Source organism: Candidatus Brocadia sp. (genome assembly GCA_021646415.1).
Taxonomy (GTDB): Bacteria; Planctomycetota; Brocadiia; order Brocadiales; family Brocadiaceae; genus Brocadia.
Map to the genome: position 1 here is coordinate 1 of SOEU01000009.1, position 15,863 is coordinate 15,863.

The window sequence follows — 15,863 nt, forward strand, 5'->3', positions numbered from 1 at the left end:
CTTCATTGAAAAGGTGAACCTCCTTTTAGGTGTTTTTATTCTCAAAATACCTTGAAATCCCTTGGAGATTCTACCATTTCTGGCCTAATCCTGCAACAAGGCTTCGCCTTGTTTGCAGGATTTAGGTTATAAGATTACCACAAAGAAAACGGGCTATAAGAGAAGCAAACAGACGGTAACGCTTGAAGAGGGAAAAGAGGGCGATATACAGATTGTGATGGAAAAGAAGAGCAGTTGAAATATGAGAGTAAAAATTTGCGGTATTACCAATAGTGAAGATGCGCTGGCTGCGATAGAGTTTGGTGCTGATGCCCTGGGATTTGTCTTCGCAAAGAGCCCCCGCCAGGTAACGAAGGAGCAGGCAAGAGACATTATTGAGAAGTTGCCTCCTTTCGTTTCCCCTGTGGGAGTTTTCGTTGATGAAAAAATAGATAAAATAAAAGGAGTCTGTAATTTTTGCAATATTCATACGGTTCAGCTTCACGGTAATGAAGATCCTCTGTATTTAAATGACTTGAAAGGATACAAGATTATCAAGGCATTTCGGATCAGGGAAGAAGATGACTTGAAGCTCCTGGCAAATTATAAACCACATGCCTTTTTATTGGACAGTTATGTAAAGGGGTTTATGGGTGGGACAGGAGTGCCTTTCAAGTGGGAAATAGCCGGACAAGCGCATAAATATGGAACGATTATCTTGTCGGGAGGCTTGACTCATGAAAATGTCAGGGAGGCAATCCATATGGTAAAACCTTATGCCGTGGATGTGTCTTCTGGTGTGGAGTCGTCACCAGGTAAAAAAGATAAGTTGTTAATGAAACGGTTTATCATGAATGTAAAATTTTAGGGAAGAGTAGAATTACCTTAGCAAAAATATGAATAAAATTAACCCTGACAGGGTTGACTCACAATTTGTCTTATCTGCAGCAAATAGAATATTTTGTTAGGCCAGAAAGGCCGTCAGTAGATAGCAGGGGGTGAAGCCCCCTGAAAATAAAAGAGAACATATGCAAACCCCAAAGGGGTGAAAGAATTTAGTTATTATTTAACCGTGAGATAAAAAGATCGATCTCTTGTCAACAAGTTTTTCTTTCGTCCCTTTGGGACTTAGTGTTAATTGTGCAGAAACATGCAAAAAGACATCCTTAGATCAATCCCATCGGTTAACGAACTCCTTGGGTCACCGGAGATGTCAAAATTAACTGTTATTTATCCAAGGCAACTGGTGGTTGATGCAATTCGTGCAGTTTTGGAAGACATTCGGCAATCCCTGACTGATAAAAAAGGCATATCTCAATTCGACATCACTCAAAAATCCCCCCCTTACGAAGGGGGGGAAATAGGGGTGGTAAAAAGCCGTGTGGAAGCACAAGCCGTTGATCTGTCTCCACAAGGGCTTTACTACCTCGTTCAACAATCCCTCCAGCAAAAATTCTGCGGCATCGAGCATGCTATCAATGCAACGGGTATCATACTTCACACAGGACTTGGCAGGGCGCCCCTCGCAGATGAGGCGGCAAAACAGATACAAAACATTTTGAAAAGTTTTTGTACGCTGGAAATTGAAAAACTCAGCGGTAGAAGGGGGATTCGGTATCATCATATTGAGCAACTCGTTTCTATGATTACAGGGGCAGAGGCGGCACTGGTTGTCAACAACAATGCTGCTGCCGTTTTGCTTGCCTTAGATACACTGGCCAGGGGTAAGGAGGTCATCATTTCACGTTCACAGCTTGTGGAGATTGGCGGGTCATTCCGCATGCCCGACGTGATGTCGAAAGGTGGTGCAATATTGGTCGAGGTGGGGACAACCAATAAGACGTACCTTGACGACTATCGCAATGCCATTACGGAGCATACGGGGCTTATTCTCAAGGTGCATCAAAGCAACTTCAAAATCGTAGGTTTTACTGAAACGGTCGATTTGAAAGACCTTGTTTCGCTAGGCCAAACCCACAGTATTCCTGTCATGTACGATCTGGGAAGCGGCGCATTGATTGATCTGGGAAAATTTGGATTACCCCACGAGCCGACCGTGCAGGAAAGTATAAAGACGGGGGTAGATATCGTTACCGTCAGTACCGATAAGATCATGGGTGGTCCGCAGGGTGGCATTATTGCCGGGAAAAAGAAATGGGTTGATCTGTTGAAAAAGAATCCATTAACTCGTGCCCTCCGTGTGGGGAAATTAACCATCGCTGCGCTGGAGGCAACGTTACGTTTGTATCTGGACGAAGGCCTTGCCATACAAAAAATCCCGGTGCTTCAGATGATTTTAACCCCGCTTGAGGCAATAGAAGAAAGGTGTAAAAGATTGATAAATACTATGACTCCTGAAGCAAAGGCTTGCATGCATATTACCATTATCGACGGCTTTTCGGAAATGGGTGGCGGGTCATTACCGGGTGAAGGGATTCCAACAAAGCTCATTTCTCTCCATTCGGAAAAAATAAATGCCGACGAATTAGCCGCACGACTGCGGGGTAATACCCCCCCGATCTTTGCCAGAATAGAGCAAGACCGAGTGCTTCTGGATATGCGTACGGTATATGATGATGCGGTTGATACGATTGCCGTGGCATTAGGAAAGATATTTTCATAAAGTAAAGTAAATTAGAAAAATATCCTGATAACTATGTAGATAACCCTGCTTGTATTGTAAGACGATGCAATTGAAAGGAAGAAAAATGAAGAAAAAATTGATCATATCAGATCCTGCGGTGATGATGGGCAAACCGATCATTGCAGGGACGCGCATTACTGTTGAGCTTATTTTAGATAAACTTGCAGCTGGTGAAACTATCGAGCAAATTCTTGACGCCCACCCCCGTCTTACCCGCGATGCCATTCAAGCAGCCTTGTCGTTTGCGGCTGATTCATTACGGGATGAGGTAGTTTATCCGATTCAGGAGGTAGCTTGAACCTTTTGGCAGACGAAAGTGTAGACCGGCAGATTGTGGAGCGTTTAAGGCAAGATGGTCATCGGGTACGGTACGTTGCCGAAATGGAACCGGGGATTTCAGATGAGATTGTGCTCGATTCCTTAAGCGGGTTCAAGTTTGCAACTTGAACCCAATAGTTTGATTCATCCGTCGATTTGAATTCCCTGATGTTATTGGCCTACAAATTATAGGGTTCGGGTTGCAAACCCGAACCCGCCATTATAAAAATTGACATTGTTTTCGCGATTACTTACTATATGGCCAATTGGTTTATGAACTTTATTATATGCCCAAATAGCCGTATAATAAGCCAAATGTAAACATATTATATGTACTAATAGCCCTAAAAGAAGACAGCTTTTAGTACGGCATAACTCATGTTATGCGGCAAAGGAGGTCTTGTGCAATTTGAACTGAGTCACGATAGGCGAAACATAACAGACGAAGACTTATTGTCTGACCTTCGTCGTGTCGCATCCGAGCAGTCAGAGCAGCAAGTGAAGCAGCGTACCTATAGAGATCACGGCAAGTACGGCGTTACAACCGTCATTCGCCGTTTTGGTTCTTGGAATTCTGCGGTGAAGGCAGCCGGTTTAGAAACCACGGTGGAACGGAACGTTCCAGATGAGAAACTGTTTTCAGCTCTCTATGACTTATGGGTTTCTCTTGGTCGCCAACCTAGCTATTCGGAAGTTCAAAAACCTGCATGTCATTTTCATGTAGCCACCTACGAGCGGCGATTCGGTTCATGGAGGCAAGCTTTGGAGGCGTTCGTTTCATACGCCAACTCTAAAGATATAGCTGCACCAACGGCTGCTGCAACTGTTGGCACTGCATCCCGCAGAAGCTCTCGTTGTCCCGATTAGCGGCTTCGTTTCAAGGTGCTCCAGCGCGATCACTTCCGCTGCTGTGCATGCGGTGCCTCTCCATCGGTTACGCCTGGCGTTGTGCTTGGGGTTGACCACATCAGGCCGTGGTCAAAAGGAGGTGATACCATTATCGAGAACCTTCAAACACTATGCACAGCCTGCAACCAAGGGAAAACAAATCACCATGAAGAGCAATAAGCCGCATAACACTTATAAGGCCTCCAGCGGACCGGCCAAAAGCTGCGCTTTTGCCCGTCCGCTAAGCCCACGTTAGTCGTTTAAAATGATTGTTGTTGTGACGGCATCTTGATGATGCTTTGACGGTCAAACAATCAGATGTTTTACAGACAGCAAACAGCAGATAATAAAATAATGAGCTCGAAGCGACCTACCAACATGCCGCACACTCCAGCAAATGGATTGATAAAATTGCGGAAGCATATCTATAAATCCACCGCTTGAATTACTTCTGGATTTGTAACAGTTTGGTTTTTGAAAGTCTCAATAAAATCAGATATTACCGAACTTTGTTAACCCGAAGTATTTGCAAACATCAAACACACCCTTAAATTTCCTGAGGTAGGTCAACCGTCCCCGGTTGACATCATAATGACAAGCGGAACGCTTATCCTACCGACAGAGGGAACTTGTACTCTCCCCTCTAAAAAGAGGGGGCCGGGGGTGTGTCCCATATCAAAAATGTTTTGCTCTATTATTATTTTGCATTTTGATTTTTCAATATCGCATTTATAATAAACACTTATAGGCATAGCCGGTGGTTTTCGATGATGTCTAACAGGTTAAAATTTGCTAAGCGGTTATTGAAAGACGGCGGAATGGCTGATTTCAGGATTTATTTCTTCAACAATATCAGAAAGAAGGTTGTAAGGTGATGAGAAACTTGTTTCCCACTCGTGTACCTCAGGTAGGTAACGTTCTTTGTTGTATGGCGATTTTTTCTTTTTTTCTCTCAACGATGACATTAGCAGTGACGTCCCTTTTTGCAAACCAAGGCAAAAAGGGCAAGCCCTTAAAGGAAAAAGCAACTCTTGAAGTTCAAAAACTTCAGATGCCTTTTATAGCCAATAATGGTCAGGTTGATGAAAGGGTACTTTTTTATGCACAGACCTTTGGGGGAACGGTGTTTGTAAACAAAGACGGGCAGATCGTCTATGCATTACCGGATGGCAGGCATGGAACCGAGGGGACAAAGGATCGGGAGGGGAATCAGACACAAAATCACCTGATGCAGGATGCAAGGGGTATTGCCCTGAAAGAACAATTCGTGGGCAGCAAGATTGATGAAATCAAGGGCGGGTCGAAATCCGTAGCCACCGTGAATTATTTTACCGGAAATGACCCATCAAAATGGCAGAGCAATATACCAACGTATGAGATTGTCGAAATGGGAGAGGTGTACGAGGGGATAGACTTAAGGCTGAAGGCGTATGGAAACAACGTAGAAAAACTTTTTACGGTAAAACCAGACGCAAACTATGAAAAGATATTAATTAGACTGGAGGGTGCACAGGAATTGATGGTAAACACGGCAGGCGAGCTTATAGCAGAGACGGAACTTGGTGCCGTAAAGTTTACAAAACCGATAGCGTACCAGGAGATTGAAGGGAAGAGGGTGAACGTGGAATGCGGATATGTGATTTCGGATTGCGGAATTCAAAAATCGGAATATGGTTTTAAGGTTGCGCAGTACGACAAGGCAAAAGACCTCATTATCGATCCCCTTCTTGCGTCTACATACCTGGGCGGGCCTTATGAAGATCGTGGCAGATCAATTGCCGTTGACGCAGAGGGAAACGTCTTTGTGGCCGGAGAGACCTTGTCGTCAGAATTTCCATCGACACCAGGTGCCTATCGTACGTCTCGCAAAGGCAATACCGACGTTTTTGTTTCAAAGTTCAACAGCGGGCTGACGAACCTGCTGGCGTCCACGTTCCTGGGCGGGGCTCTCAATCACGAACGCACCTGTTCAGTTGCCACTGACGTTGGAGGGAACGTCTATGTGGCAGGGTCTACGTATTCAACAGACTTTCCCAAAACGCGCGGCTCTTATGATGCGACCGGCAATGGACGTTGGGATGTCTTTGTGTCGAAGTTCAACAATGGGCTGACGAACCTGCTGGCATCCACGCTCCTGGGTGGAAATGCTGATGATTGTGGCTATGCAATTGCCATCGATGCCGGTGGAAATGTCTATGTGACCGGAGAAACCTTATCGTCTGACTTTCCTGCGACACCTGGTGCTTATGATACCACTTACAACGGTGGTTATTATGATGCCTTTGTATCAAAGTTCGACAGTGGGCTGACGAGCTTGCTGGCATCCACTTTCCTGGGTGGTGGTTCCGGTGATTATGGCAGAGCGATTGCCGTTGATGGCGTTGGAAACGTTTTTGTTACCGGCAATACCTGGCCAAGAGACTTTCCTGCGACACCCGGTGCTTATAATACCTCTTTCAACGGTGGTAATGACGATGCCTTTGTATCGAAACTTAACAATGGGCTGATGAACCTGCTGGCATCCACTTTTCTGGGTGGGAATTCTAATGATCATGCTACGGCAATTGCCATCGATACCGGTGGAAACGTCTATGTGACAGGTGAAACGGTGTCGTCAAACTTTCCCACGACGGATAGCGCTTATGCTACAGCTTATAAACGAGGAACTAAGGATGTTTTCGTTTCAAAGTTCAATAATCAACTGACAGGTCTGTCTGCATCCACTCTCCTGGGTGGGGATGCTCATGATTATAGTAAAGCAATCGCCATCGATGCCGGTGAAAATGTCTATGTGGCAGGCAGCACGAGCTCAACAGACTTTCCCACAACACCAGGCGCTTATGATACCACGCCTAATGGTGGTAGTGAGGTCTTTTTATCGAAGTTGAACAGTGGACTTGCCAATTTGCTTATGTCCACATTTCTGGGCGGGTCTCGTTCTGATTATGGCAATGCAATTGCCGTCAGTGCTGCGGGAAACGTCTATGTGACCGGCGAAACCTTGTCACCAGACTTTCCTGCGACCCCGGCTGCTTATGATGCGTCTTATCATAGATGCGAGGACGTCTTTGTGTCGAGGTTTAACGATGATCTTTCCGTTGATAAAGCAAACAAATAACGATAACGGATTTTGATTTTTGTGACGACATGGGTGAAGCGTAGACAGGGAAACAGTAGGCAGTAATCCGCAAGGGTGAAGGAGTTGAACTCCGAAAATAGTTATGGGGTATCGAAACTTTCTGTTACGAGGACTGGAAAAAGTCTGTGCAGAGTTTAAACTGATGACTCTTATTATTTATTGACCACATTCTTGGACAGCCTGTAAGCAGGTTGCCAGAGAATGTATTTATATGCCTGACACGATGCTCTATACTGATAAATTACCCATGGGTAGATAATATGTTGTATATATCGGTTGGGCCAATTTCACTATCGGACAGTCTGAAAAATTTGTTCTCTTCTCAATATTTTAAACAAGATAATAGTTGTCACTCATTACTTACCACTTCGCCACTTTTAAACTCGGCATTCTTAAACTCTGTGAAGACTTCGATTTTTTCCTTTTCACTGTTAATTCTTACAAATTCTGGACTGCGTACACCATGCACACATTTAAGGATGTCGCATCTGGATATTATCCCCACGGGAATCCCATTTCTGACAACGGGAACCCTGACGATATTATGTTTTGTCATGATATGTATGACATCTTCAACAGTTGTATCTTCGGTTACGTATATGGGTTTTGTAGACATGATCTCTTCAGCTGTTATTTTTTCTAAAGATTTTCCATAATCCATGGCTGCTAAAAGATCAAACTCGCTTATAACTCCAATAATCTTATTGTTTTCGTCAACAACCGGCATTCCACTATACTTACCGGTCAATAACTTTTCTGCCAGAGATCTGCCTAATGCTTGCTTTTTTGCAGCAGTAACGTTCTTGTTCATAATGTCCCTGGCTACAATATCACTTCTTGCCATGATGCGTATCTCCTTTTCAAATTAAACTAAAATTATAAATACATGCACTATTACTTTTACAATAATTTTTGTCTTTCATAATTTTACGTTAAAAGTAGCAGGAAAGCAGGTCTTTGGTTTTGGCATTTTGCAGTCATGTAAGCCTAAAGAAACGTAAATATTCAAACCGGCATTAACATTTCCCTCCCGCGTCTTTTTACGGGGACATTTTCCTGTATGCTTGATTGAGATTCTTCTGAAAATGCCGTTATTCCCAATGGCATTAGAAAAAAACTACTTCTGCGCTTCTGTGCAGCAGTAGTTTTTTAGAAGATAATTTTTTATAACTTTATTAAGAAGCCACTGAATGCTCGGAAGCTTAAATATTATTTTTGCACATGTCATGGGTGTGTAAAGGATTCTATCAAATTTGACCTGAAAATAATTGAGTATTATAGGCACCAGTAAACTTTATGTCAAGATTTAAATAAAATCGGCATCTGCTTCGCTAAAAGAAAGAAGGAAGGTATTGATGTATCTTGGTACATGTTTGCACCACATAAAAATACACGCAGAAATAGTAATGTGAGTCAAAGAGCAATATGGATAAGATTGCAAGGAATGAACCGGGTTTGTGATCTTCCTGGATTCAATCGGGAATGTCTGGCAAAGTAACTGGATTATGAGGCTATTGGCTACCAGAGATACGATAAACAGCCTTATTCATGAGTGCTGCTATAAATCTTCAATTTATAGTACAATTACGTATTGTCAATTCCGTACTGAAAACAATTATCGTCGTCTTGAAAAATATATTGACGGTAATTTCCTCTTTGGTTAATATGACGGACATAGTTTGGAACGCAAATGGTCGCTTTAAACAGATGGTAAAAGTTAGGAGTCTAAAATGTCTTCTGAAAACGAAAAAAAGATTAGGCCCGGAATTAGGAGAAAAAGAAAGAAGGTAATATCTATAGTACTTCCTCTTGTCTTGCTATTGATAGCAATCGTGATTCTGATGTTGCGCGGAAACGTCCCACCGGTGCTTGACATGTCTCCGATTGGTTTAGATTTTGAAGAGACAAAAAATGAAATGGCGTTTACTTTAAAAAATACAGCAAAGGCGGAAGGTTTTTTTCAAAAAGGCGTTACTCCATTAGAATTTACTATTGATACCAGGCAAGTCCCCATATGGCTGGCTGTTCACCCAATATCAGGCACTGTAGAAGAAGAACCGGAAACAATAACGGTAAAAATTGATAGACGTTTTCTTCCTCCGGAAAGTGTGATAGAAGAATTACGGGTACTAACAAATGCAGGAGACCGCGTTGTTCGGATATTAGCACAAAAAGAGAAGGATCAAATAATTATTACTTCCCCGACCGTAAATTCCTCTTTTTCAATTGGCGATGAAGTATTGATAGAATGGTCGGCAACTTCCGGTGTGGGTAATTTTGTCAATATTTTTTTATATCTAAGGGGAGAAAATATTGGAACTATTGAGCAAAATTATAACTTCAGAAAAGACGTTGAGGGTAAAGGATCTTATCTCTGGAAGGTGAGTGATTTAAGGGAGGATAGCGGTTATACTATCAGGATAGAGGATGCCGGAGACTCCAAAATATTTGATGAAGTTGGACCAATAAAGATTTTTCAGCCCCTTTCAGCAATTAAGGTGCTCAACCAGACCAAAGACCATCAGTTACCAAGTACAGTTCAGTTTATATTCTCTTTGCGGAACCAGAATAATCACGCGATTCTATTTGCTGCAAAAAAAGTCGACTGGAAAGACATAAAAATATGGGAAAACAATAATGAAATTGACTATTCAGAAAGCCATGCTCTTCTTTATACACAAGATGATTTTCAATTGCAAGCCATGCTTGTTTTAGATTTTTCAGCGTCAATGTATGAAACAAATGAGGATATTAACAAGATGCTCGCGAGTGTAAAAGATTTAATTGATAGCCTGGAAGAAACACATCAAATAGGAGTAGTAGAATTCCATCGACCTGAAGAACCGCCAGCGGTTCTTCAGACATTTACTACTTATAAAAATGCGGCAAAAGAGGCCATTGACAATTTCAGCACAAGTAAAATCTATCGTGATTTTTCAAGCTGCTGGGATGCCGTGATAAAAGGTCTGCAACAGTTTCCGGAAAAGCCTGATCCAAATATCTTTAAAACACTGGTATTTTTATCAGACGGATTTGATAACAGTAGTTTCAATACCCCGGATGAGATTATTACCATTGCAAAAGATAGGGATATCCACATTTTTGTGGTTGGAGTCGGTGATATACGGCAGGAAAATGTGTTGAAGAATATTGCTTTTGAAACCGGGGGCACCTATGTTCATTCTGAAAACTTAAATGTTTTGCAGGAAAGATTTAAACAGACGATTAACGATATAAAAGGTCAATATAAAGTAAAGTATATTACTCCAAAAAAGCCTGAAGACGGGCGTTTCAAGGTGACAAGTGAAATTACCTATAATGACGTTACCGGCGCTCCTTTATTGGAGGATGAAATAGATCCTTCTTCAATTTACGGTAAGACGACTGTGGGTGTTATTCGTTTTACTGCCCCTTCTATTATTAAATTCAACAAGGCTGAAATATTTATGTGGTGCGAACATGTACCCAGGTATATCAATGATTTTCATTTCTGGATCGGTACCGATAAGCCTTATCAGGTAATGCTTACTTCTTCCAATGGTGGTGGATTATGCCAGGGTTGGACATTAAACAATCTTGGTGAAGGCTGGTATCGATTGACCTCTCCTGATCCAAAAGATCCCCGCAAGTATCTTGAATTTGGCGCTTTTGGGACCCTTTGTAAGATTGTTGTTACCGATATTATCGAGGAGGGAATTGTAATTCCGTTTAAATTGGATAACTCAATTTATGATAGGGGACAGGCATTTTATGGAGAAGGTGATACGTCACAAACGGGGACGTGGTCAACGAATATTCATGTCGGAAATACTGCTAAATAATACAAAATACTATCATGAGTGGGATGCAACGAATTTGAAATGCTATGAATGGTTGCTAGTATAAAGGAGGTTTTCGAATGCAGCGTTTTGTATTTTATCTGATTGTCTTGATTTCAATGGCCGCACTTTCCGCGTGTACTAAAGAAGCGGATGCCTTAAAGCCGGTTGATGATGCCCGGGCCGAAGCTCAGTCCATGTCGCGCGGGGCCCTGGAGGATACGGCCAGACGGTATGCTGACGCGATTGTTTCTAAAACGTCCGAATACCGCAAGGTCGAGGCCCAGATCAAAGCCATTCCTCTCCAGGACCTCATGGGTAAAAAAGCAACAGCCATGAAAGTGCAGGCTGGTGCACTCGCTACCGAGATTTCGAACCTTAATCGGCTCTATGATATTTATTCAGAATATTATCTTAAGAAGGGCGGCGACTTTGAAAAAATCAAAATCCGCTGGTGATAATTAGACCTTAGACACTAAGCCACAGACTACTGCAAGCTTCATGTTGCATGTTTCAAACGATAAGCCTTAGCCCATAGCGTGTAGCCCGGAGTCTGCTCTTTTTTCTTTTTGTTTCACGGTTTTGTAAGACATAATACGCTCCGTCTCTTCAACTTTTTTCACCCGGAGGGAAACGGGGAAAACAGGGGGACAAATCTTTATCATAGTCAAACATGTTTCAACTCTTTTGATAATCTGAGAAAGATGCTTGTCGCCTTTCAGTTTTGCTCGTAATTGTTTTCTCCCCAGTCTCACAGTCAAGGAGGATAGATTAAATGAAGTGAATCCATCAGCACAATGGTCTTGTTGGGTGCGCTTTGCTTCACCCAATTTACAAAACTGCCTTCAACAACTGGCTGACTCCCGTTGGCTGAAGAATCTATCCGCGCCTTCTTTCAGCTGTTCGGGGCTGACATCTTCTTTATGTGTCGCCACTGTCCAGAAATACCCAAAAGGATCTTTAAGCATCCCAATCCTGTCGCCCCAAAACATGTCGGTAACAGGCATTGACACCGCGGCTCCGCTTTTCACCGCTTTGTTGAAAACTGCGTCCGCATCGTTCACGTAAAGATAGAGGTTCGTAGTTGTCCCTCCCAAATCAGTTGGTGACCTGACACAGCCTGCTTCATGCCCTTTATGGGGCGGGCACTCATCAGCAATCATGAGAATCGAATCTCCGATTTTGATTGTCGCATGCATGACTTTTCCGTCGGGCCTGTCCTGGAGGAAAGTCACTTCAGCGCCAAAAGCTTTTTTATAAAACTCAATAGCTTCTCTTGCGCCACGTGTGATCAGGTAAGGGGTAACTGAATGGTACCCTTCCGGAATTGGTTTTACTTTTCTTTTCATTTTAGCCCTCCTTCCTGCCGGTAGGCAGACTTTTCATTTATTTCGATTCAAACCTTTGCCAGAACTTTGTCGAGCTTATCGAAGGATTCGTTCCAGCCGGTTCGGCACTCTTCTTTCATTTGAGCCGGCAAACCCATGTGTTGCAGAGTCATTTTAGTTTTGCTGCCTTCGACTTCTTCAAAGGTTAATGTCACCTCGAGTTCCAATGGGAAACCCTCCATACCGTAATGCGTTGCTGGCACGACATTGCCATGCTCATCGGCAAAACAGTCCGTGAAAACGATCTTCTCCATCGGAACGATCTCTTTATACACACCGGTACTCCAGATACCCTTTTGCCAGACCTCCGGCCCGCTTTCTGATCGCATACAGAAGAGATACTTACCGCTAACACGAAAATCAATCTTGCACGACGGCGACGTGAAGATCTTGGGTCCCCACCAGCGCATGACTTGCTCCGACTCAGTCCACGCCTTCCACACAAGCTCACGCGGGGCATCGAAGATACGAGTAATAATAAGTTCATTCTTCTGACCTGTCATATCTTAGTTCCTTTTCATTACAGCATATCTTTCAAAGCTATCGGGCATCCAGCGCGAGTGGCATTTTAACTTCATGATCTGTAGCAGAGGCTTTCGTATCAACCTCCAAGAGGAAGATGCGGGGTTCCGCTAAACCACCCTGCTGAATCATATAATCTTTTATTGCTGCAGCCCGCTCCTGTGCAAGTGTACGCAAATCGCTCTCGGAGATCGGGTATTTCTCTATGAGCTTTTTTCTCGCGGCATCAACAACAGCAGTCCTGCGCACATCCTTGGGTATCTTTGCACCGGTTTTATCGGTCGGAGGTATCAAGTCGTAAGGGTCCTCTTTTTTGAACATTTCACGGTAGAGTTTAAGGAGACGCTTTTGTTCGTCTTCTGCAAGAGGACTTTCAATTGGGATGTCTCGCTGAGTACGAATTCGGGTTAAAATTGCGCGCTCTGCGAGTGCGTAATGGTCAACAGACTCCGCAGCGGTACCGCGCAGGTTAAGTATGAGTTGTGGTCGTTCTCGAAGCGCTCTGGCAATTTTGCCAAGCTTTGACTGCTGTTCCTGGCTGAGGGCATGTGAACCTGGCGCAAAGAGTACAAAGTCCAATTCCTCACCTTCAACTCCTACCAGTGCGCCGAGCATTTTAAATGGGGACGTTGCCGCCTTCGCGATAAGATTAACAAATGCCTTGATTATCAGAGGCACAAGTCTGAACTGTGGATCATTGAGATCGCCACGTACGGGAAGATTAAGATCAATCACACCGCGGGAATCCTTAAGTATGGCAACTGCAAGACGAACCGGCAGTGTGGTTGCATCCGGACTTTCTATCTTTTCTCCAAGGGTAAATTGATCCATGACAATGTGATTTTCTCCTATCAGGATTTTTTGAGAAAGTTTATATTGTAATTCAAGCGATAGTTTCCCCTTTTCAATTTTGTATCCGGCAAATTTCCCGGAATACGGTGAAAAAGTGGTGAGTTCAATGCCATAAAAATTCATGGTGATGTCTGTATAAGCCTGCTCACTCAATGGGTTGATCTTCCCCTGTATGACAACCGGAGCGTATTTGTCTACCTGCCCTTTTAAATCAATATCAGCACGTGCAAGCTGTTCGGACGAAAGTCCCTTTACTGTTCCGTTTAGATCCTGGATAGTTGTGATAAAATTTGGCCTGAGCGAAAGGTCTGCAAAATTCATGGAACTGTCGATTATGTTGACCTGATCAATATGGATGGGTAATTGGCTACCATTTGCTTCTTGTCTCTTCGTTTCCGCTAAAGGGTTTTTTTCTTTTCTGAGAATGTGTTGAACATTGGCAGTGCGATCGGGCCCTATGATGATGCGTGTATAAAGACCACGGGCGGTAATCTCATGAATTGAAAGGAATGCCGGATTGTTGTCATATTTTACCTGCCTGAGGTCAAGGCGTTCCCAACGGACAAAATCTTCAGAAAATACCGAATCGAGAACACGGGCAGACTCTATCCAGATATCACCGCCAAAATCAATCTGCTGTTCCGCATCCGGCCGCGAGAAATTAAGATGACCATTGAGCGACAAAGCTCCATCGTTTATCTCGAGTTGTGTGTATTTTTTTACATAAGAATCAAATGGCGGAAGTGCTACTTTTGAAATCTGCACGTCTAAATCCGCTGTTAGAGGGTCAGGAGATACTTTCCCGGTAACTTTCATTGTCCCTGCTTGATTCAGGCCTGCTTGCAACTCAACATGTGCTGCGCCTGGTGCGCCAATCTTAACGTCTTCAATCTTCAGATTTACCGGAGAAAGATCAAGTTGTGCTACCGGTATTGTGGTTTGATCTTTCATGTGGAGTGCATAATCAACGATCTCTATCTTGCTGATATTGATTTGCCATCCTCCGGATTTCGGCTGACTTTTCGGATGCGCCTGTTGTGAGCCGACGGTTGTTTTAGGTTGGAACATTTTTTGCAAACTGAATTTGCCGTCTTTGTCCAGCATGCCGCGAATCTTTGCGGAGTCGCTTTGAATAAGAGCGATTTTCATTTCGTGTTTTTGATAATCAAGTTCTGTACCGCTAAAGGAAAGGTGTGGCAGGGTGATTGCTTCTTCACCATCTTCTTTACTAAGGATTGAAAGAGAACGAACGCTTACACTGCTGTCTTGCAAACGTAATTCAGGCTTCCCCTCTGTAATATCGAACGCATACGTCCCACTGATATCCAGCTCCCCGCCGGCTATCTCAAAATGAAGCTGATCCTGTAAGTATGACCACAGTTTTCTGAGCTTAATTCCCTTAAGTTCTAAGCCACCCTTTGAGTGCATAGGTACCATGCTAAGATTACCGCGATATTTCAGGGTTGCACCCTGCTCAGTGGCTGCTTCGAACTCATACAGCCCCTCACGATTGGGCCGGGTTGTAAAATTTCTTAGAGAAAAACTGAGGGCTGCTATCTGTTCTTTGAAAGGTGTTGGTCGCGTGTGATCCTCAAAGACTATTTGAGCGCGATTGACAACAAGATGGTGAATGAGAAGAGGAACAGGGGCCTTTTGTTGTGTCTCGCTCTTTTCCCTGGCTGGTGGAAGTAAATCATGGAAATTGAACGTTCCATCCTTTAGTCTCTTGATGTTTGAATAGGAGGCAATCAGTTGAACTTTAGAGAAGGTATATGCCCAACGAAATATCGAACTTGTCTGGAAGTTGAGGTAGAGTTCATCAAAACTCACGAACCGCTCACCATTTCGTTCGTGTAATGTAAATCTTCGCAGCGTGGTTGATAGGGCAAACGGGTTCATACGCAATTCACCCAGTTCCACATTACGTCCTGTGTAAGCAGAAAGTTTTTTTATCAACCGGGTCTTAACCAGCGGCGGCAGTACGAGAAAGCCTACAACTGCATAGAGGGCAACCAAAAAGCTCCCAATGATTACTATGCGAGCCGGCCAGGACCAGGAAGTAAAGTTACGACCAACGCGAAAGAAAGATTTGACCTGAGACATGTCTTTTCTCCCTTGATGTTACAATCAGGAAGACCGATTGAGGTCACCCATCAGGTGAGTTTTGATAAGTGAAAAAGATTTTCCGTAACAAATAATCAGAAATATTTTGCTTGATCAGGCGAAATAATACGATTCTTTCATAAGCTTTCATTCCATTAGCCACATCCGTATTTTCAACACTTTGGTTACAGATTATAAATCCGCACCGATCA

At 43.4% G+C, this 15,863-nt stretch carries 13 protein-coding genes; 8 read left to right on the forward strand and 5 right to left on the reverse strand.

Annotated features, from left to right (window positions below; genetic code table 11):
- Nucleotides 1-241: 241 nt before the first annotated feature.
- The 6 genes from E3K36_08670 (at nucleotide 242) to E3K36_08695 (ending at nucleotide 6,947) form a co-directional block, all read left to right on the forward strand.
- Nucleotides 242-847, forward strand: a complete 606-nt coding sequence (locus tag E3K36_08670) for a phosphoribosylanthranilate isomerase (protein ID MCF6155311.1) — start codon at nucleotides 242-244, stop codon at nucleotides 845-847.
- A gap of 282 nt (nucleotides 848-1,129) precedes the next feature.
- Nucleotides 1,130-2,602: an L-seryl-tRNA(Sec) selenium transferase gene (locus E3K36_08675; protein MCF6155312.1), complete on the forward strand. Its 1,473-nt coding sequence runs from the start codon at nucleotides 1,130-1,132 to the stop codon at nucleotides 2,600-2,602.
- Nucleotides 2,603-2,687: 85 nt separating this feature from the next.
- A complete protein-coding gene (locus tag E3K36_08680) occupies nucleotides 2,688-2,921 on the forward strand; it encodes a DUF433 domain-containing protein (GenBank protein ID MCF6155313.1) in 234 nt (77 codons plus the stop codon).
- A 422-nt stretch (nucleotides 2,922-3,343) separates the two neighbouring features.
- Nucleotides 3,344-3,808, forward strand: coding sequence for a hypothetical protein (locus tag E3K36_08685; GenBank protein ID MCF6155314.1), 465 nt, complete (start codon nucleotides 3,344-3,346; stop codon nucleotides 3,806-3,808).
- Nucleotides 3,809-3,823: 15 nt separating this feature from the next.
- Nucleotides 3,824-4,009 (forward strand): hypothetical protein, encoded by a 186-nt coding sequence (locus E3K36_08690; protein MCF6155315.1) that lies wholly within the window; start codon nucleotides 3,824-3,826, stop codon nucleotides 4,007-4,009.
- A gap of 691 nt (nucleotides 4,010-4,700) precedes the next feature.
- Nucleotides 4,701-6,947, forward strand: coding sequence for a hypothetical protein (locus E3K36_08695; protein ID MCF6155316.1), 2,247 nt, complete (start codon nucleotides 4,701-4,703; stop codon nucleotides 6,945-6,947).
- 370 nt (nucleotides 6,948-7,317) lie between these two features.
- Here E3K36_08695 and E3K36_08700 read toward each other — a convergent pair whose 3' ends face one another.
- On the reverse strand, nucleotides 7,318-7,812 hold the full coding sequence (locus tag E3K36_08700) for a CBS domain-containing protein (protein ID MCF6155317.1): 495 nt from the start codon (nucleotides 7,810-7,812) through the stop codon (nucleotides 7,318-7,320).
- Between the two features lie 886 nt (nucleotides 7,813-8,698).
- Between E3K36_08700 and E3K36_08705 the strand changes: the two genes are divergently transcribed.
- Entirely contained in the window at nucleotides 8,699-10,789 is a 2,091-nt protein-coding gene (locus E3K36_08705) for a VWA domain-containing protein (protein ID MCF6155318.1), read from the forward strand.
- A gap of 77 nt (nucleotides 10,790-10,866) precedes the next feature.
- The gene (locus tag E3K36_08710; GenBank protein ID MCF6155319.1) at nucleotides 10,867-11,244 is read left to right on the forward strand and encodes a hypothetical protein; all 378 of its coding nucleotides are present in this window, start codon (nucleotides 10,867-10,869) and stop codon (nucleotides 11,242-11,244) included.
- Between the two features lie 69 nt (nucleotides 11,245-11,313).
- Here E3K36_08710 and E3K36_08715 read toward each other — a convergent pair whose 3' ends face one another.
- From E3K36_08715 to E3K36_08730, 4 genes are read right to left on the reverse strand one after another with little or no spacing between them, the layout of a single operon-like run.
- A complete protein-coding gene (locus E3K36_08715) occupies nucleotides 11,314-11,616 on the reverse strand; it encodes a hypothetical protein (protein MCF6155320.1) in 303 nt (100 codons plus the stop codon).
- 15 nt (nucleotides 11,617-11,631) lie between these two features.
- Nucleotides 11,632-12,135, reverse strand: a complete 504-nt coding sequence (locus E3K36_08720; protein MCF6155321.1) for a VOC family protein — start codon at nucleotides 12,133-12,135, stop codon at nucleotides 11,632-11,634.
- A gap of 47 nt (nucleotides 12,136-12,182) precedes the next feature.
- Complete coding sequence (locus E3K36_08725) at nucleotides 12,183-12,677, reverse strand: SRPBCC domain-containing protein (GenBank protein ID MCF6155322.1); 495 nt, start codon at nucleotides 12,675-12,677, stop codon at nucleotides 12,183-12,185.
- A gap of 37 nt (nucleotides 12,678-12,714) precedes the next feature.
- Entirely contained in the window at nucleotides 12,715-15,651 is a 2,937-nt protein-coding gene (locus E3K36_08730; GenBank protein ID MCF6155323.1) for a DUF748 domain-containing protein, read from the reverse strand.
- Between the last annotated feature and the right edge of the window lie 212 nt (nucleotides 15,652-15,863).

Bases quoted from the DNA above. Each gene is read 5' to 3' on its own strand.
- E3K36_08670 (MCF6155311.1), top strand. From the start codon at position 242: ATGAGAGTAAAAATTTGCGGTATTACCAATAGTGAAGATGCGCTGGCT.
- E3K36_08675 (MCF6155312.1), top strand. From the start codon at position 1,130: ATGCAAAAAGACATCCTTAGATCAATCCCATCGGTTAACGAACTCCTT.
- E3K36_08680 (MCF6155313.1), top strand. From the start codon at position 2,688: ATGAAGAAAAAATTGATCATATCAGATCCTGCGGTGATGATGGGCAAA.
- E3K36_08700 (MCF6155317.1), bottom strand. From the start codon at position 7,812: ATGGCAAGAAGTGATATTGTAGCCAGGGACATTATGAACAAGAACGTT.
- E3K36_08705 (MCF6155318.1), top strand. From the start codon at position 8,699: ATGTCTTCTGAAAACGAAAAAAAGATTAGGCCCGGAATTAGGAGAAAA.
- E3K36_08710 (MCF6155319.1), top strand. From the start codon at position 10,867: ATGCAGCGTTTTGTATTTTATCTGATTGTCTTGATTTCAATGGCCGCA.
- E3K36_08720 (MCF6155321.1), bottom strand. From the start codon at position 12,135: ATGAAAAGAAAAGTAAAACCAATTCCGGAAGGGTACCATTCAGTTACC.
- E3K36_08725 (MCF6155322.1), bottom strand. From the start codon at position 12,677: ATGACAGGTCAGAAGAATGAACTTATTATTACTCGTATCTTCGATGCC.
- E3K36_08730 (MCF6155323.1), bottom strand. From the start codon at position 15,651: ATGTCTCAGGTCAAATCTTTCTTTCGCGTTGGTCGTAACTTTACTTCC.